General features: G+C 50.1%; 6 protein-coding genes and 7 pseudogenes. 2 read left to right on the top strand and 11 right to left on the bottom strand.

The annotated features are described in order from the left end of the window. Positions 1–103: 103 nt before the first annotated feature. The 7 genes and pseudogenes from lpdA to sdhC all read right to left on the bottom strand — a co-directional run. Positions 104–1,538: pseudogene (lpdA, locus tag LH51_RS15490) on the bottom strand (dihydrolipoyl dehydrogenase). A gap of 39 nt (positions 1,539–1,577) precedes the next feature. Further along, a pseudogene (gene odhB, locus LH51_RS15485) lies at positions 1,578–2,784 on the bottom strand (2-oxoglutarate dehydrogenase complex dihydrolipoyllysine-residue succinyltransferase). A 47-nt stretch (positions 2,785–2,831) separates the two neighbouring features. Continuing rightward, positions 2,832–5,663 carry a 2-oxoglutarate dehydrogenase E1 component gene (locus LH51_RS15480; RefSeq protein ID WP_036523823.1) on the bottom strand — a complete coding sequence of 944 codons (2,832 nt, stop codon included), beginning with the start codon at positions 5,661–5,663 and terminating at the stop codon, positions 2,832–2,834. A 271-nt stretch (positions 5,664–5,934) separates the two neighbouring features. Beyond that, complete coding sequence (locus LH51_RS15475; protein ID WP_036523821.1) at positions 5,935–6,639, bottom strand: succinate dehydrogenase iron-sulfur subunit; 705 nt, start codon at positions 6,637–6,639, stop codon at positions 5,935–5,937. A gap of 12 nt (positions 6,640–6,651) precedes the next feature. After that, positions 6,652–8,423: pseudogene (sdhA, locus tag LH51_RS24465) on the bottom strand (succinate dehydrogenase flavoprotein subunit). Positions 8,424–8,426: 3 nt separating this feature from the next. After that, positions 8,427–8,773: pseudogene (gene sdhD, locus LH51_RS15465) on the bottom strand (succinate dehydrogenase, hydrophobic membrane anchor protein). Continuing rightward, a pseudogene (gene sdhC / locus LH51_RS15460) lies at positions 8,767–9,129 on the bottom strand (succinate dehydrogenase, cytochrome b556 subunit); the annotation flags it as partial. The pseudogenes sdhC and sdhD, both read right to left, overlap by 7 nt. A gap of 449 nt (positions 9,130–9,578) precedes the next feature. Here sdhC and gltA point away from each other — a divergent pair. Beyond that, positions 9,579–10,851: pseudogene (gltA, locus tag LH51_RS15455) on the top strand (citrate synthase). 148 nt (positions 10,852–10,999) lie between these two features. On the opposite strand, the gene rlmKL reads toward gltA, so the two are convergent. Further along, entirely contained in the window at positions 11,000–13,054 is a 2,055-nt protein-coding gene (gene rlmKL, locus LH51_RS15450) for a bifunctional 23S rRNA (guanine(2069)-N(7))-methyltransferase RlmK/23S rRNA (guanine(2445)-N(2))-methyltransferase RlmL (RefSeq protein ID WP_327125317.1), read from the bottom strand. Between the two features lie 397 nt (positions 13,055–13,451). Here rlmKL and rmf point away from each other — a divergent pair, with 397 nt between their 5' ends. Further along, positions 13,452–13,658 (top strand): ribosome modulation factor, encoded by a 207-nt coding sequence (gene rmf / locus LH51_RS15445; protein ID WP_036523816.1) that lies wholly within the window; start codon positions 13,452–13,454, stop codon positions 13,656–13,658. A 64-nt stretch (positions 13,659–13,722) separates the two neighbouring features. On the opposite strand, the gene LH51_RS15440 is transcribed toward rmf, so the two are convergent. From LH51_RS15440 to LH51_RS24895, 3 genes and pseudogenes are all read right to left on the bottom strand, one after another. Next, positions 13,723–14,751 (bottom strand): quinone-dependent dihydroorotate dehydrogenase, encoded by a 1,029-nt coding sequence (locus LH51_RS15440; protein ID WP_036523814.1) that lies wholly within the window; start codon positions 14,749–14,751, stop codon positions 13,723–13,725. 69 nt (positions 14,752–14,820) lie between these two features. Continuing rightward, entirely contained in the window at positions 14,821–15,042 is a 222-nt protein-coding gene (locus LH51_RS15435) for a DUF2835 family protein (protein ID WP_036523883.1), read from the bottom strand. 52 nt (positions 15,043–15,094) lie between these two features. Beyond that, positions 15,095–19,261, bottom strand: a pseudogene (locus LH51_RS24895) (NAD-glutamate dehydrogenase domain-containing protein). Positions 19,262–19,285 lie beyond the last annotated feature (24 nt).

Below are 19,285 nucleotides of genomic sequence, written 5' to 3'. Positions count from 1 at the left end.
AACATGTACAGCACAGGGCTGTTAACCGCTGACTGCACCTTGTGTGAACTACACGCGCAGTGAAGCAGGCTTGTGGCCTGTCACTGCACAGCAATCCTTCAGGTTAGCGCTTTTTACGGTTGGCTACATGGATAGCATGGTTATCCACAGCCAGTGCGGCTTCATGAACCGCTTCACTCACTGTTGGGTGAGCGAATACTGTCATCTGCAGATCTTCTGCAGTTGAACAGAATTCCATCGCAATCACCGCTTGCGCGATAAGTTCTGAGGCAATACCACCAACGATATGTACACCCAGAATGCGATCGGTTTTTTCGTCAGCAATCATTTTGACGAAACCTTCAGTGGCATTGGCAGCCATTGCACGGCCTGACGCCGCAAACGGGAACTTGCCAACTTTGATCGCTACACCTTCGTTCTTCAGCTCTTGCTCGGTTTTACCGACCCAGGCCAGTTCAGGGAAAGTGTAGATGATGTTCGGTACACAGTCGTAGTTCAGCTGTGCTTTATGGCCAGCGATGATATCCACAACCATGATGCCTTCTTCAGACGCTTTGTGCGCCAGCATCGGACCACGGACAATATCACCAATCGCATAGACGCCTGGTGCATTGGTACGGCACTGCTCATCAACGAAGATGAAGCCACGCTCGTCCAGTTTGACGCCAGTATCATCAGAGACCAGGCCCTGAGTCAGTGGACGACGACCCACAGCAACAATCAGCTTGTCAACCACCAGTTCCTGCTCGCCATTAGCATCCGTGTACTTAACAGTCACTTCTTTGCCTTTGACTTCAGTTCCGGTACAGCGCGCGCCCAGCTTGATATCCAGACCCTGTTTGGTCATCTGCTTGTGGGCTTCTTTGCCAACGTCCTGATCAGCCAGGGCCAGGAAAGAATCCATCGCTTCCAGTACGGTGACTTCGGAGCCACAACGTGCCCAGATGGAGCCCATTTCCAGACCGATAACACCGGCACCGATAATACCCAAACGTTTAGCACTTCATCGATATCCAGCGCACCGGCATTATCCAGAATCAAACCTTCTGTAAGCGGTGCAGGTGGAATTTCGACCGGTACAGAACCGGAAGCAGGATGACATTCTCGGCTTCGTGCAGGCTGACAGAACCATCATTGGCAGTCACTTCAACCTGTTTATTGGCCAGCAACTTGCCTTTACCCTGTAGTAAGGTAACACCATTGGCTTTGAACAAGCCGGCGATACCACCGGTCAGGTTTTTTACGATCTGGTTTTTACGCGCCACCATCTGCTTGGTGTCCATATGCACGTTATCAACCATGATGCCCTGTGCAGCAAAGCCATGCTGTGCTTCATGCATCTTGTGCGTTGTTTCCAGCAGAGCTTTGGAAGGAATACAACCTACGTTTAGACAGGTACCGCCTAAAACCGGTGCGCCCTTGCCATCAACCCATTTTTCCACACAAGCCGTTTTCAGGCCCAGTTGAGCGGCACGGATAGCGGCGACATAACCGCCAGGACCGGAACCAATTATAATTACATCAAACTTATCAGACATTAATCTATCCTGTTTTCAGTTGAGTGACTATCCGCGTACTTAGACTTCAAGCAGCAAACGCGCAGGATCTTCCAGTAAATCTTTTATCGTAACCAGGAATTGTACCGCTTCCTTACCATCAATCATACGGTGGTCGTAGGACAGGGCCAGGTACATCATGGGCAGGATAACCACCTGACCATTGACAGCCATAGGGCGTTCCTGAATTTTGTGCATACCCAAAATTGCAGTCTGCGGTGGGTTCAGAATCGGGGTAGACATGAGTGAACCGAACACACCACCGTTGGTGATAGTGAAGGTTCCGCCCTGCATGTCATCCATACCCAGCTTGCCATCACGTCCACGCCGGCCAAAATCAGCAATGGTAGCTTCCACATCAGCCAGGCTCATGCTGTCAGTATCACGCAGTACCGGTACCATCAAGCCACGTTCAGTAGACACGGCCACACCGATATCCTGGTAACCATGATAAACCATATCACTGCCATCGAGTGACGCATTGACACCCGGGAAGCGTTTCAAGGCTTCGGTAGTGGCCTTGACAAAGAAGGACATGAAGCCCAGACGCGTGCCATTATGGGTTTTTTCAAACAGGTCTTTGTACTGTTTACGCAATTCCATGACCGGCTTCATGTTGACTTCATTGTAGGTAGTCAACATGGCTGCATTTTGCTGTGCTTCAACCAGGCGCTTGGCAATGGTGGCACGCAGACGTGTCATGGGAACACGTTTTTCAACACGCTCACCCGCTGGAATATTTAAAGCAGGAGCTGGTGCAGCAGCGGCTTTAGGTGCGGCAGCTGGTGCAGCAGTGCGATTGCTCAGATAAGACTGGACATCTTCTTTGGTGATGCCACCGTTTTTACCTGTACCTTGATTTGTGTGGCATCCAGATTATTTTCATCAATCAGTTTGCGTGCCGCCGGGCCGACTTTTTCTGCATCAGTAGTTGATGTATCGGCACTTGCCTGAGAATCTGCACTTGCTGCAGGGGCTTCTGATGCTACAGCACCCGCTTCAAAAATCGCCAGTACTTCTTCGCTTAATACTGTGTCGCCTTCACCCTTGACGATCTCTTTGATCACGCCGTCTGCAGGTGCAACAACTTCCAGTACAACCTTGTCGGTTTCAATATCTACAATCAGCTCATCAGTTACACAGCTTCGCCTGGCTGTTTATGCCAGGTAGCCACTGTACCGTCGGCGACCGATTCAGGAAATGTAGGTGCTTTAATTTCGATACTCATGTTCTTTCCTTTTTGTATGCTGCTCAGTGGTTCATTCGAACGTGTTATTAACCATTAATCGCTTCATTAACCAGTTTTTCTTGCTGCTCAACGTGTACAGAAATATAGCCTACTGCCGGAGCAGCGGCGTGTGGTCGACCGACACCTTCCAGGAAGAGTTTCGGATTATGCTGCTGTAACACATGACGCATATGGTGCTGACTACAATACCAGGCACCCTGGTTCATCGGCTCTTCCTGACACCACACCACTGACTCTAGATTAGTATAGTCAGCAATAGCGTTGGCGAGAGGCATTTCCGGGAAAGGATAGAGCTGCTCGATACGCACGATGGCAACGTCTTGTTTTTCCAGCTCGGCACGACGGTTGTACAGATCGTAATAAACCTTACCACTACACATGACCAGACGCTTGACTTTCTTGGCATCCAGTTTGTTCACTTCAGGAATAACCGGCTGGAAGGACCCTTCTGCCAGATCTTCCAGTGAACAAGTCGCCTGCTTGTGACGCAACAGAGATTTAGGTGACATAATCACCAACGGCTTACGCAGCGGACGTGTCATCTGACGCCGTAGCAGATGGAATATCTGTGCTGGCGTTGTCGGTACGGCAACCTGGATATTGTGCTCAGCACACATCTGCAGGAAACGCTCCAATCTGGCCGATGAGTGCTCCGGCCCTTGTCCTTCAAAGCCATGCGGCAACAGCATAGTCAGGCCGCAGAGGCGTCCCCACTTATGCTCACCACTAGTGATGAACTGGTCGATTACTACCTGAGCACCGTTAGCAAAGTCACCAAACTGTGCCTCCCAGATCACCATGGTATTTGGCATGGTGGTGGAGTAACCATACTCAAAAGCCAGTACAGCTTCTTCCGACAGGTAGGAGTCGTAAATATCAAATTTTGGCTGATCTTCTGCCAGATGCCTCAAGGGTGTATAAGCCGTAGCATCTTTCTGACTATGTACAACCGCATGGCGGTGCGAGAAAGTACCTCGACCCACATCCTGCCCGGTAAGACGCACCGGGTTGCCTTCAGCCAGCAAGGTGGCGTAAGCCAGTGTTTCGGCGAAACCCCAGTTAATTTCCATTGCTCCCGCTGCCATACGCACGCGGTCATCATAGATTTTCTGCACCTGTCGCTGAATTGAAAAGCCTTCCGGGAAGCGGCACATTTTATGTCCCAGCTCTTGCAGTAGCTTTATGTCGACACGGGTGTCGGCATCAAAACTCCATTGATGTCCCAGGTAAGGTTTCCAGTCAACGAAGAGTTCACTGTTGGGTTCAAGCACCAGTGATTTGGCAACATGCTCACCATTTTCGAGTGCTTTACGATAGGACTGCTCCATCTCTTTGGCTTCATCAGCCGAGATTACGCCTTCCTGCTCAAGACGAAGTGCATAGAGTTCACGCGTGGTTTTCTGCACTTTGATCTGTTTGTACATCAGCGGCTGAGTACCGGAAGGTTCATCCGCTTCGTTGTGACCACGACGGCGATAACATACCAGATCGATGACAACGTCTTTATTAAACTCATTGCGGTAATCCAGCGCCAGCTGCGTTACAAAACGCACGGCTTCGGGATCATCACCATTCACATGGAAGATAGGCGCCTGCACCATTTTAGCCACATCGGTACAGTATTCGGTTGAACGCGCATCTTCTTTTTTCGAGGTAGTAAAGCCCACCTGGTTGTTGATCACCAGATGGATGGTACCACCGGTTTTGTAGGCACGGGTCTGTGACATCTGGAAGGTTTCCATGACCACGCCCTGACCTGCAAAGGCCGCATCGCCATGGATCGAAACCGGAATAACGGTGTTGCCAACGCTGTCTTTACGGCGATCCTGGCGCGCGCGCACAGAACCTTCAACCACAGGAGAGACTATCTCCAGATGTGATGGGTTAAATGCCATCGCCAGATGCACTTCACCACCGGGCGTCATCACGTTGGATGAGAAACCCTGGTGGTACTTAACATCGCCAGAGGTTTCGAGGGTTTTCTTACCTTCAAATTCACCAAACAGATCTGACGGGTTTTTACCAAACAGATTGACCAGTACATTCAGGCGGCCACGGTGCGCCATGCCAATGACGATCTCTTTGGCGCCATCTTTACCTGCACGCTGAACCAGTTCATCCAGACAGGGAATCAGTGATTCACCACCTTCTACACCGAAGCGCTTGGCACCGGCATAACGTGAACCCAGGTATTTTTCCAGGCCTTCTGCCGCGATCAAACGCTCCAGAATATGTTTGCGCGTCGCTGGTTCCAGTACAGGATCACAGCGAACCGGTTCCATACGTGACTGAATCCAGCGCTTTTCCTGAGTATCGACAATGTGCATGTACTCAGCACCTACGGATGAACAGTAGGTTTTCTTCAGATCAGCAACGATATCTTTTAACGGTGCTTCTTCCTGGCCGAAAAACAATGAACCCATCTGAAAAGTAGTATCGTAATCAGCTTCAGATAATTCGTGAAAGCGTAAATCCAGATCGGGAACAGCTGGACGATCCAACAGATTCAAAGGGTCTATCCGGGCGATCTGATGCCCACGCACTCGGTAAGCATTGATCATGCGCAACACACGAACCTGTTTCTTTTCGTGCTCGGAACTGACACCACCTGTGGCGGCCGGTCCGGCTCTGCGCTGTGTTTTAGCCAGCAACTGGAAGTGGTCACGAACGGGAGAGTGTGGGATATCCTGAGTGAGGTTACTACCTGTTCCCGGGAGTCTGTCGAATTCTTCACGCCACTCTTGTGGAACGGCATTGGGATCTAGCAGGTAGGTTTCGTAGAGTTGTTCAACATATGAAAGGTTGCCACCGTATAGGTGAGCATTCTTCCACATCAGCTCCATCATGCTGTCTTGCATTATTATATCACCCTGAGTCTGAGGTAAGCTGTCCGGCAAGGCTGCACCACTCCTCACCACACTTGGCTGGCTTCCTCTTTGCTAATTTAGCGTTTTTGATGCTGTCTGATTCATTCCACAGACGCATACTCGTTATTTTACGACTTTTCTGCTGCGCTTAACACAGTTCATCCACCGGAAATTCTACAGAAAATAATCACTGACGTAACATAGACCTTTTGGGTAGATGCAAAAACGGCGCCTTTTGGCGCCGTTTTGTTATCTATCCTGATCAGGTTGCTCTTTGCAGCAACATGTTACGGATTTTACCAATGGCTTTGGTTGGGTTCAGTCCCTTAGGACAGACATTAACGCAGTTCATGATGCCGTGGCAACGGAATACACTGAACGGGTCATCCAACTCAGCCAGACGCTCTTCACGTGCGGTATCACGGGTATCCGCAAGGAAGCGATACGCCTGAAGCAAACCCGAAGGACCAATGAACTTATCCGGGTTCCACCAGAAAGACGGGCAAGCTGTAGAGCAACAGGCACACAGGATACACTCATAGAGTCCATCCAGCTCCTCACGGTCTTCCGGTGATTGCAGACGCTCAATCGCCGGTGCCGGGGTATCGTTGATCAGGAACGGCTTGACCTTTTCATACTGCCTGTAGAACTGGCTCATATCCACGACCAGGTCACGAATGACTGGCAGACCAGGCAACGGACGCAGTACCAGCTTGTCTTTCACGACAACCTGAGACAAGGCTGTAATACACGCCAAACCGTTTTTACCGTTCATGTTCATGCCGTCAGAACCACACACACCTTCACGGCATGAGCGTCTGAACGCCATGGTTGGGTCTTTCTCTTTCAGCAACTGGAGCAGGTCCAGCACCATGATGTCCTTACCGCCAGGAATATCGATATGAATATCCTGCATGTAGGGGGCATCGTCTGTTTCAGGATTGTATCTGTATACACTTACCAGCATATCATCAGCCTCTTAGTAAGTTCTGATCTTGGGCGGGAAGGCGTCCATGGTTTTAGGTGCAAAGTTAACTGCACGCTTACCTATACGCTTATCTGCCGGGTAATAGACCGAATGACACAGCCAGTTTTCATCATCACGCTCGGTGAAGTCATTACGGGCATGCGCACCACGAGACTCTTTGCGCTCAACGGCGGCAACAGCCGTGGCTTCAGCAACTTCCAACAGGTTTTCAAGCTCCAGCGCTTCGATACGCGAGGTATTGAAAGCCTGACTCTTGTCTTCCAGGTGCAGGTTTTCGACCTTTTTACGGATCTCACCCAGCAACTGCAAGCCCTTATCCATGCTTGTACCGTCACGGAACACGCCGAAGTAAAGCTGCATCGTGCTCTGCAATTCTTTGCGTACATCAGCGATTTTCTCGCCACCGGCAGAGTTATTCAGACGATTCAGACGCACCATAGCGGCTTCAATATCTGCTTCAGTTGCATCTTTAGCTTCATAGCCTTCGCGCATCTGCTGCTCGATCTGAATACCCGCTGCACGACCAAATACCACCAGATCCAGGAGTGAGTTCCCCCCCAGACGGTTGGCACCGTGGACAGATACACACGCCACTTCACCACAAGCAAACAAACCATCAATAATCTGATCGTTACCGTCTGCATCCGGGGAAATAACCTGACCGCCAATGTTAGTCGGCAAGCCACCCATCATGTAATGACAGGTTGGCACCACTGGAATCGGCTCTTTAACCGGATCTACAGCCGCAAAGGTTTTTGACAGTTCGCAAATACCAGGCAAGCGCGAATGCAGCACTTCTTCACCCAGGTGATCCAGTTTCAGCAGTACGTGATCCCCATCAGGACCACAACCGCGGCCTTCCAGGATTTCCAGGATCATTGAGCGTGCGACCACATCACGACCCGCAAGGTCTTTGGCGTTGGGCGCATAGCGCTCCATGAAACGCTCGCCGTCTTTGTTGATCAGATAACCACCTTCACCGCGACAGCCTCTGTTACCAGCGTACCCGCACCGGCAATGCCGGTCGGATGGAACTGCCACATTTCCATATCCTGCGCTGCAAAGCCTGCACGCAACGCCATACCCATACCATCACCGGTATTGATAAGTGCATTGGTTGTAGACGAGTAGATACGCCCGGCACCACCCGTAGCAAGCACAGTGGCCTTGGCTTTGATATAAACGGTTTCGCCGGTTTCTATGCAGATTGCAATACTACCAACAACAGCACCGTCAGCATTTTTCACCAGATCAACAGCATACCATTCGTTCAGAAAGGTGGTACCTGCTTTCATATTGGCCTGGTACAGAGTGTGCAGCAATGCATGACCCGTACGGTCAGCCGCGGCGCAGGTACGTGCGGCCTGAGTAGGATTATCCGGGCCTTTTGACTGACCACCAAATGGACGCTGATAAATACGGCCAATTTCAGTACGTGAGAAAGGCAAACCCATGTGATCCAGCTCAAAAACAGCCTGTGGACCCACAGAGCACATGTACTCAATTGCGTCCTGATCGCCTATATAGTCCGACCCTTTAACGGTGTCGTACATGTGCCAGCGCCAATCATCGTTGGGATCCGCACTGGCAATCGCACAGGTAATACCACCCTGAGCCGATACGGTGTGCGACCGTGTCGGGAAAACTTTAGTGACACAAGCGGTTTTCAGGCCTGACTGAGCCAACTGCAGCGCAGCACGCATGCCAGCACCACCACCACCGACAACGATGGCATCAAAGGTTAAAGTACGCAGCTTAGTCATCTCTTAGACACTCCACAGAATCTGAATGCCCCACACAACGTATATAAACGCCAGCAGGCCACAAACGGCTTGAACGACAAAACGAATACCAGTCTGCTTAATATAGTCAGTTGTAACTGACCAAAGACCGATCCATGCGTGCGCCACCATGGATAGAATTGCCAACAAAGTGAAGATGCGCATAGCTGTATTTTCAAACAATGCAGACCACTGCGCGTAGCTCAAATCTGAACTAAACAGCAGATAACCCAACATAAAAATTGTATAGGCCATCAGCACGACAGCTGTGACGCGCTGCATCATCCAGTCGTAAAGACACTGCGGCCAAAATTCGTAATACTTGTTACCATATCCATACTCCAGCCAAAAGGACTAATACACCGCCAGCGATCAGAGTGACTTTAGCAGCCAGGGTTCCTGATTCCAGCTCTTCACAATAACCAAGATCCATAATCAGATGCTTGATACCTGCGACGAGATGGTAAAGCAGTGCGGAGACAAATCCCCAAGCAATGAGTTTTGCCAGGAAACTATCCCGGAGAAGTTCAGCCGCAGCATCAAAGCCTGACTGAGAATCCAGCGACAGTCCCAATAGATACATAGCAAAGATGGCACCAAAAAACAGTGCAACACCGGTTGCGCGATGCAGTATTGAGGTGACCGCCGGAAGTGGCAGTTTAATAGTTTGTAGATCTAAATTTACAGGTCGTTTTTTTGTTCACGGCTCTAGTTCACACTTTTGAGTCCCTTTGCAGGACGGGTTGCTGGGAAGTGCTCAGAAGCAGTAGTTCGCTCGACGAACTGGCATTGCACATTTGTGTCATTGCACAAGTGTACAATGGCAACTCAGGCCCGGAGTATAGACATTTACCGGTTTGAATACAACGCGACTTGACGCCTGTACAACAATGGTCTAACACTCACCGCACTACTTTCTGATTGGTCCATACTAGATATGCACAAGCGGCGGATTCAGATCACTCACATTGCTATATTATGCTATGCTGCAATGCGGTATTCGCCTTTAGGTTGAATTGACAAACCCTTCCCAAGCTCTATAGTTGTCGGGTTCTCATTCAGGTAGTACCTGACAGTGTAATCAAGTGACTAAACAACTAAGTCATTGTAATTATAACCGAATGATAGGAGCCAACTATGGCTGACAAGATAGCTCGTTTGACGGTCGATGGCCTGGACGGAACGATTGAACTCCCTGTATATTCCGGAACTGAAGGCCCGGATGTCATTGATGTTCGTCCGCTGACTGGCAAAGGGCTTTTTACCTATGACCCGGCTTCGTGTCTACGGCGGCCTGTGAATCACAGATAACCTATATAGACGGCGACCAGGGAATCCTGCTGCATCGCGGCTACCCGATTGACCAGTTGGCTGAAAAATCAGACTATCTGGAAGTGTGCTATCTGCTACTTAACGGCGAACTGCCGGATGCCGAGCAGAAGAAAACTTTTGTTACCACCATCAGTAATCATACGATGGTGCATGAACAACTGATCTCCTTCTTTAAGGGCTTCCGTCGTGATGCACACCCTATGGCGATTATGTGTGGTGTTGTGGGTGCGCTTTCAGCGTTTTACCATGACTCTTTGGATATCAACAACGCGCATCACCGTGAAGTATGTGCCTACCGTTTGATAGCCAAAATGCCTACGCTGGCGGCCATGTGTCACAAGTACTCTATCGGCCAGCCATTCATTTTCCCAAGAAATGACAAAGGATATGCTGAAAACTTTCTGCGCATGATGTTCGCTACACCTTGCTCAGATTATGAAGCCAATCCCATTCTGGTTCGCGCCATGGATCGCATTTTTACCCTGCATGCCGATCATGAGCAGAATGCGTCTACGTCAACTGTACGTCTGGCAGGCTCATCAGGTGCCAACCCCTTCGCTTGTATCGCTGCTGGCATTGCCGCACTATGGGCCCCGCTCATGGCGGTGCAAACGAAGCCGTTCTGACCATGCTCGAAGAGATAGGTGATGAAGCCAATATCCCTGAGTTCATCCAGCGGGCCAAAGATCCTGATGATCCGTTCCGACTGATGGGCTTTGGTCACCGTGTTTATCGTAACTTCGATCCACGCTCACGGGTAATGAAAAAAACCTGTGATGAAGTGCTTAACGAACTCGGCATCAATGATCCGCTGCTGAAAATTGCCAGCCGTCTGGAAGAAATTGCCCTGGAAGACCCCTACTTTGTAGAGCGCAAGCTGTACCCCAACGTGGACTTCTATTCAGGTATTATTCTGAAGGCCATGGGAATTCCAACCAGCATGTTTACGGTGATTTTCGCCATGTCACGCACGATTGGCTGGATCTCTCACTGGAACGAATTCCATTCCAGCCCGAACCGGATTGGCCGTCCACGCCAGCTCTATACTGGCGCCAAAAGACGCGATTATCCGGGTTAAAACCCAGCCTTGTGTAGGAGCCCACTCTGTGGGCGAATCGCCCAACCTTGTTGGAGCCTGGTCTCCAGGCGATTTGAATCGCTCGCAGAGCGAGCTCCTACAGGGTTCGGTTTTTTTGTAGGAGCCCGGTCCCCGGGCGATTTCATTTTTAGGCTTTGCGGATTTCGAAGCAGCTATGTATGCGCGGGCTGCGCTTGAAATCCGGGTCTAGCGTCAATGAAGTAATATCCTGTATCTGATACTCACTTAAGGCATCATAGTCCATCTTGAAGCGGCGGTAGTTGTTGGAGAAAATCAACAACCCCTCTGGTCGCAACAAGCGCATCGCGCCCTCAATCAACTCCACATGATCACGCTGAACATCCAGCACGCCATCCATGCGTTTAGAGTTGGAAAAGGTTGGTGGATCCATGAAGATCAGGTCAAAAGCGGGGCCAGGTTGGCGTTTCAGCCATTTTATACAGTCTTCACGCACTAACTGATGCTGTGACCTTGCCTGCGCATTCAGATCAAGGTTTACTTGCGCCCACTCCAGATAGGTTGCCGACATATCCACGCTGGTCGTTGTTGTAGCGCCACCCACAGCGGCATGCACAGTCGCGGTCGCGGTATAACAAAACAGGTTAAGAAAATCTTTACCGGCTGCCAGAGACTGAATACGTCGGCGTACCGGACGATGATCCAGAAATAATCCCGTATCCAGATAGTCATGCAGGTTAACCCGCAGGCGACAGCCGTGCTCCATCACCTCAAAAAAGTGGCCGGTTTCATTATGGCGCTGATACTGCTCGGTTCCCTGCTGACGCTTGCGCTGCTTAAGAATAATCTGCTCCGGTTTTTTCTCCAGCACCACTGCCACCACCGCTATGGCTTCAGACAGTCGATTAAACGCCTTTACCTGGTCAATACTGGCGGGCGCCTGATACTCCTGAATAAGCACCTGATCAGCGTAGAGATCCACGGCAACGGCATACTCGGGAATATCAGCATCATAAAGGCGATAGCATTCGATACTCTCCTGCTTCAGCCAGCGACGCATATTTTTCAGATTTTTCTGTAAGCGGTTTGCCAGCATCTGCGCCGTTTCGGACAAGGCTGGTTTTTCAGCCGGATCCAGACCGGTAACTTGCGTTTCCGGCCGTGCAGCGTAAACCTCAAACAGGAATAAACGACTTTCCAGCGCGCCATTAAATAACTGATAGTCTTTGTGTGCCTTCAGCCCCATCACCTTACAGAGCATGGAATCTGCCGTCAGCACAGCGGCACGCCAACCGGCAAACTGCGTGCGAAGCAACTTCCCCAACTGCTGATACAAAAACATCAACTGATCCGTTTCACCCAGGCGCTCACCATAAGGTGGATTGCTCACCAGCAAGCCCTTTTCCACACCCTGCGGACGCTGAACCTGACTGAGCTCACACACCTGCAACTCAATGACATCATCCAGTTTGGCCCGTCTGACATTTTCTCTGGCAGCTGCTATCACCTGCGCATCCTGATCCGAGCCATGCAACCTGACCTGACATGCAGCACGCCCCTGCACGGCTCGCTGCTGTGCTTCATCTTGCAGTGTTTGCCACAATTGACGGTCAAAGTCCGGCCAGCGCATAAAGCCAAAGCGCTGACGATATAGCCCCGGCGCAATATCCATGCTCATCAGGGCTGCTTCTGTCAACAAGGTAGCTGAGCCACACATCGGATCATACAAGGCTGGCATACTGCTATCCGGCCAGCCTGCACGCACCAGTACGGCTGCAGCAAGATTTTCCTTCATCGGCGCTTCACCGGTTTTAGACCTATAACCACGGCGATGCAGGCTCTCTCCGGACAGATCCAGTGACACAGAAACACTGCCACGAGACAGGTGCACATTGACGCGCAACTCCGGCTGTTGTTTATCAATTTCAGGGCGCTGACCCGTGGCGGCGCGGATCTGATCTACGATGGCGTCTTTGACTTTTAAAGCACCAAAGTGCGTATTACGTATCTCTTCACTGCGACCGTTAAAATCAACACTGAGCGTGCCAGATGGGCGCAGGTGTACCAGCCAGTCGATGGACTGCACGGCATCATACATGGAGTCAGCCGTAGTTATCGGCGTATCCACAAGACGCAACAACACACGGCTGCCCAACCTGGACCAAAGACACAGGCGATAGCCCAGCGCTTTATCACCCTGACAACTGATACCTGCCACGGTCATTTTGACCTGCTCTCCCCCAGACTCGCAACTTCATCAGCAAGCAACTGCTCCATCCCTTTGGGGCAAGTAACAAAATACGTATGCGGGGAACTTTCCTGAATTTCTGTTGCCATGTTGTCCTCGGGGTGTCTTACTGGGATGAAAATATTTCACGACAAAAGCCGGTTAAAATTTAGAGGTGTAATAAACTGATTTGCCTAGATATTTTGCAACTGCGCTATCCATAACACTATGAAGGTTCTGTTACATTATAGTTAATATTAATAGCCAAATCCGCTCATTTCAGATATGAATAGAGGTGTAGGTTGATTGCCTTATAGCCTACACGCGAAAGGGACCGGTTGTCATTTTCGACACCGGCCCCGCGATGAAAAATAGAAATTGAGAGGCGTATTTTATGAGAACACAGAAACGAGACCGTAGCTCTACCCTACACAACCGTGGTTTTGTTGCCGGACTGACCGGTCGATCACGTGAAGAGTGCCCAGTGCAAATTGCAGATTTGCGATCACACTGGATGAACGGTTGGCGTGAAGGACGCGAAGCACACTGGAATGGTATGTCCGGCGTTTCTGCAATTCAGGCAAATCCCACCTTGGCATAAGTCTTGATTCATCAATTCTGATTACGGAGCGGGATTGCGACAGAGCTCTGCACTGTCGCAATCCTTAACGACGAACCAGAGATTCCACCGCTTTAACCGATTCGTGTATCAATCTTGGACCACGATAAATCAATCCAGTATAGATTTGCACCAGACTGGCTCCCGCTTCAATTTTTTCGGCTGCATCAAATGGTTCAGTAATACCGCCCACACCAATGATGGGTAACGCCCCATTCAAATGACGTGACAATGCCGCTATCGCAGCCGTTGAACAGTTTCTGACCGGTGCACCACTCAAGCCTCCGGATTCAGCCGCAAGTGCTGAGTCTTCCACACCTTCCCGGCTCAGAGTGGTGTTAGTAGCAATAACAGCATCTATTTCATAACTTTTTAACGAACCAGCCACCAACTCAAACTCTTCATCTTGCATATCCGGCGCAATCTTCAGAGCGATAGGTACGTATTTGCTATGCAAACGTGCCAGGCGAGCCTGTTCATTTTTCAGCGCATCAAGCAAGCTATTGAGTGAGTCACCAAACTGCAGCGATCTCAGCCCGGGTGTATTAGGCGAGGAAATATTCACAGTCACATAACTGGCACGGTCGTAAACACGACGCAGGCAGTAGAGATAATCATCATGTGCCTGCTTATTCGGGGTGTCTTTATTCTTGCCGATATTGATACCCAGAATGCCGCTATAGCGTGATTTTTCAAGATTTTTCAGCAGCTGATCCACACCCGCGTTATTAAACCCCATACGATTAATAATGGCGTTATGTTCAGGCAGGCGAAATATCCTCGGTCTTGGATTGCCATCCTGCGGGCGCGGTGTCACCGTACCCACTTCAATGAAGCCAAAGCCCATCGCTGCCAGCCCGTCTACGGCTGTGCCATTTTTATCCAGACCTGCAGCCAGTCCTACTGGATTGGGAAAACGCAACCCCATGACTTCGACAGGTGCCTGACGCATTCTTGCTCCAACCAAGTGCTGCAAGCCGGTTTCTGATAATAGATTCATACTGGTCAACGACAGATTATGCGCTGTTTCAGCATCCAGTCTAAACATCAATGATCGGGCAAGTGTGTATAGCATAGCAATCTCGGACAGTGTTTAAAAAAACGGGAGTTATTATACCCTTGGCAGATGGATAAAAGACAGCTTTCAACTTAACCGGTCTATTTGCTGCAGCCGTCCATGCTCATCATAGTAAACAGCAAAACTACCGCGTAATCCGGAAAGTGTGATGAACTGGCGCATCACGGAGGCGGGCAAACGTACAATACGACCATCGCGTGCACGTGAAGAAATCTGCACAGCCTGGCCACGGTAGTACTTCATATACTCATCCCGGCTGATTGCCAGGTCAATTATTACATAATGCATCAGCGGTGCTGCCAGCTCAATGACTGACAGCACCGTGATGTAGGGCTACTGATCAGTCAGCAGTAAAGTTACAAGTTCGTGCGAGATCATACAACTCTCGCACGGCCACTGTATACATTGCATAGTCCTGTGTTTTTGCTGCTTTAAGATCAGTCAGAACTTTATCCCAGCGATCCAGCAAAGGCTGATTGAGTTCAACCCACTGCTGCAGTTTTGCTGCCGTGCTGGCTTTGTCGGACATATCCAACTTCAACAGAGAAGCCATTAATGCCCGCTGCTGCCAATCCAGATCATCCCTGAATGCATCCCTTGCCAAGGCTTGCCAGTAATTTTCAACACTGAGATCATTTAACTGGTTAGCAAACCAATGCAGCTGCAAACGTTCACCCAGACCAAAGAAGGCCTGTGCTGCTGTTTGCATATTCACTTTCTGCTCCCGAGCCACTTCAATAACACTCATGGCAGAGAAGAGCACGCCTGAGCCAGCCACAATTTTAGCCAACTCATCCGGTACACCCGCATCCGTGTAACGCTGATACGCGCTTTCCCACTGTGATCTGGGCTCACCACATAACAGCTCGCCTAAATGATCGGCCAATTGTTTCAACGGCTCAGCAAAAATACCTATCTCCTGCTGACAATCCAGATCACCACGACGGTTACGCAGAATCCAGCGTGTGGCATGTCTGACCAGATACTGCAAACGCTCCATCATCTCCAGCTGAATATCTGAGTCGACCTGATAGTCCAATAGCTCAATTTGCTTCCACAAGTCTTTGAGCATGAAGATATCACGCACCAACACATAAGCACGGGTAATACGCTGAATATCCGCCCCTGTAGATACTCCCAGACGGTCGGCAAAATTGATTCCCATGAAGTTGACAATTTCATTGGCAACCTGGGTCGCTACGATTTCACGGCAGAGTCTATGCTCTTTCAACTCAGGAGCAAATTTTTCCAGCATCTGGCGCGGGAAAGCTGTTACCAGCTCTCTAGCTACGTAACTGTCATCGGGCAGATCAGTTTCCAGCAGACGCTCTTTCAGGTCAGCCTTACTATAAGACACCAGCACCGACAATTCAGGCCGACTTAACCCTTTTCCAGCCAGGCGCTGCTCATCCAGCACGTCATCAGCCGGCAGGTATTCCAGCTTACGATTGAGTTTACCTTGTCCTTCCAGCTTGTTGATAAAGCGCTGATACTCAGACATGGATACCAGCGAGCGCCGTTCAGCCAACGTAATCGCCTGCACCTGACGATAGTTGTTCTTCAGCACCAACGAGGAGACTTCATCGGTCATTTCCACCAGCAGCTTGTTACGCTGCTTCAGGGTCAGATCACCTGCTGCGACCATGCCATTCATCAGAATTTTGATATTGACCTCATGGTCGGAGCAATCCACCCCACCCGCATTGTCAATAAAGTCAGTGTTCATGCGACCACCCAAGCGGGAAAACTCGACACGACTCAGCTGGGTCATCCCCAGGTTACCGCCTTCACCTATGACCCGGCAGCGCAACTCACAGGCATCAACACGCAACCCATCGTTGGCTTTGTCGCTACATCCGCCTGGCTTTCATGGCTGGCTTTAACGTAGGTGCCGATACCACCGTTCCACAGCAGATCAAAGCGAGACTTCAGCAACGCTGAAATCAGATCATTCGGCGTTATCTGCGCCTGAGTCAGACCGGTTAGTTTTTTCATTTCCGCTGTCAGTCGAATCGACTTCGCTGAGCGGTCAAAGATACCACCACCTTTGGATATCAGTGACTTATCATAATCATTCCAGCCAGAACGAGGCAGATCGAAGAGGCGTTGGCGCTCAACAAAACTGCTCGCCGGATCTGGATCCGGGTCGATAAATATATGCAGATGGTTGAATGCCGCCACCAGTTTAATCTGCTCAGACAGCAACATGCCATTACCAAACACGTCACCTGACATATCCCCTATACCGACTACGGTAAACGGCTCGGTACGGGTGTTATGCCCCATTTCTCTGAAATGACGCTCAACAGAGACCCAGGCGCCCTTCGCAGTAATGCCCATTTTCTTGTGGTCATAGCCTTGGCTACCACCCGAGGCAAACGCATCGCCCAGCCAGAAGCTATAGTCTGCCGCAATGCCATTGGCAATATCAGAGAAGGTTGCTGTGCCCTTATCAGCAGCAACAACCAGATAGGTATCATCCTCATCGTGTCGTACCACCTGCTTCGGTGGCACCACTTCACCCTCAATCAGGTTATCGGTGATGTCCAGCAGTGCACTGATAAACATACGATAGCAGGTGATGCCCTCTTCCAGCCATTCATCACGACTCATACCTGGGTGGAGGTATTTAGCCACAAAGCCGCCCTTGGCACCCACGGGAACAATCACCGCATTTTTTACCTGCTGCGCTTTTACCAATCCAAGCACTTCGGTACGGTAATCTTCACTTCGATCTGACCAGCGCAAGCCGCCACGCGCCACTTTACCACCACGCAGATGCACACCTTCAACGCGGGGCGAGAACACAAAAATCTCAAACATGGGCCGTGGTTGCGGTATTTCCGGGATACCAGCGGGTGACAATTTAAAGGATATATAAGGTTTGTGCACACCGCCCTTCTGTTGGAAGAAGTTAGTACGCAGCGTAGCCTTGATCAGTATCAAATACTGACGTATCACCTGATCTTCATTCAAGCTGGAAACGGATTCCAGGGCTTCCTGTATGCGCAACTCAGCGGCCTCAGCAACTTTTGCATTGGCCTTACCTGGCTCCAGTCGAGCATAGAACAGTTCAATCAGTTCCCGCGCAATAGCAACATGATTGTTTAGCGCCGCGATAATCGCTTCATTGCTGAGAGGGAAACGGATCTGTTTCATGTACGCGGCATAAGCCCGCAATACCTTGACTTGCCTCCAGCCTAGCCCGGCACCCAACACCAACTTGTTAAAGTCATCGCTACTACAGGCTTTTTGCCAGATATTCAAAAACGCATCTTCAAAGGTAGTCTGCAACATCTCCATGGAGGCGTGTTGCTTGCCACCATAGCGGAGGTTGAAGTCATGTATCCAAATACACTTCCCTGCGGTTTGAATCTCATAGGGATGCTCATCAATCACACGCAGACCGAGATTTTCCAGAATAGGCAGAACATCTGACAGGGGTAGAGAATTTCCATAATGGAAGAGTTTGAAGTTGATTTCATCTTCTTCACGGTTCAACGCCCGATAAAAGCTCAATGCAATCGGGTTGCTATCTGACATCTCACGCATATGCTGAATATCAATAACAGCCGTGCGGGCTGAGAAGTGCGCCCGGTAACTGGCGGGGAAACCGCCACCAAAATGGTTATAGCAGTGTATCCCCTGCTCTTCGCCTGACGCTTCGGTCAAGGCATCATAAAGATCCTCATCCCAACTGCGCGCAGCCACACGGACTTTATGTTCAATATCGTTGACATCAAACTGATCAGTAACGCTTTCGCCGTCGGCACGGCGCAAATTAAATTGCGTACGTGCCAGAATAGACTCAGAAAAATAGGTGGTAAACTCAGCCAGTTCACAACCCAATGCCTGTTTAAGAATTTTTTCTGAGCGCACACGAAACTCGGTGCTATATATTTCACGCGGCACATACACCAGTGCTGAGAAATAATGCCCCTGCTGATCACGGCGTAGAAATACCCGAATCTGACGCCGTTCACGGATCTCCAGAATACCCAACGTCATGCTGGATAATTCATCTACCTGCATCTGGAACAGCTCATCACGCGGAAAGCTTTCCAGGATCTGATTCAACTCTTTCCAGTCATGGCCATGCTCATGCAGACCTGACTGTTCTAATACGGTGGATATTTTGTTACGAATAACCGGGATACTACGCGGCGAATGCATGTATACGGCAGAGGTATAGAGGCCTAAAAAACGCACCTCACCTACCAGGTTACCTTTGTTATCAAAGCGTTTAAAGCCGATATAATCCGGATAGGCTGGACGATGGATACGCGATTTAGCGGCTGCTTTGGAAAAGCTGATCAGGTCTGGTAGCAGGGTGTGTTGATCGGCATTGAGGTTGTCTTCATCCAACAGCTTTTCCCGGCAGGCTTGATTGCAGTCACGCAGTAACCCTAAGCCAGAGCTTTTAATCGGCTCAAGTGACTCATTGCCATCTGTTGTTCTCAGTTCAAATACTTCATAGCCGAGAAAGGTAAAATTGGTATGCATCCACTCCAAAAATTCACTGGCTTCTTTC

The organism is Nitrincola sp. A-D6, assembly GCF_000764495.1.
In the GTDB taxonomy this organism is placed as follows: Bacteria; Pseudomonadota; Gammaproteobacteria; order Pseudomonadales; family Balneatricaceae; genus Nitrincola.
The sequence above is the reverse complement of the archived record's forward strand: the minus strand, read 5'-3'. Positions and strand labels throughout refer to the sequence as shown.

What these genes read in the sequence shown, in the direction of transcription:
- LH51_RS15480 (WP_036523823.1), bottom strand. Translation starts at nt 5,663, where the DNA reads ATGCAAGACAGCATGATGGAGCTGATGTGGAAGAATGCTCACCTATAC.
- LH51_RS15435 (WP_036523883.1), bottom strand. Translation starts at nt 15,042, where the DNA reads ATGCATTATGTAATAATTGACCTGGCAATCAGCCGGGATGAGTATATG.
- rmf (WP_036523816.1), top strand. Translation starts at nt 13,452, where the DNA reads ATGAGAACACAGAAACGAGACCGTAGCTCTACCCTACACAACCGTGGT.
- LH51_RS15440 (WP_036523814.1), bottom strand. Translation starts at nt 14,751, where the DNA reads ATGCTATACACACTTGCCCGATCATTGATGTTTAGACTGGATGCTGAA.
- rlmKL (WP_327125317.1), bottom strand. Translation starts at nt 13,054, where the DNA reads ATGACCGTGGCAGGTATCAGTTGTCAGGGTGATAAAGCGCTGGGCTAT.
- LH51_RS15475 (WP_036523821.1), bottom strand. Translation starts at nt 6,639, where the DNA reads ATGCTGGTAAGTGTATACAGATACAATCCTGAAACAGACGATGCCCCC.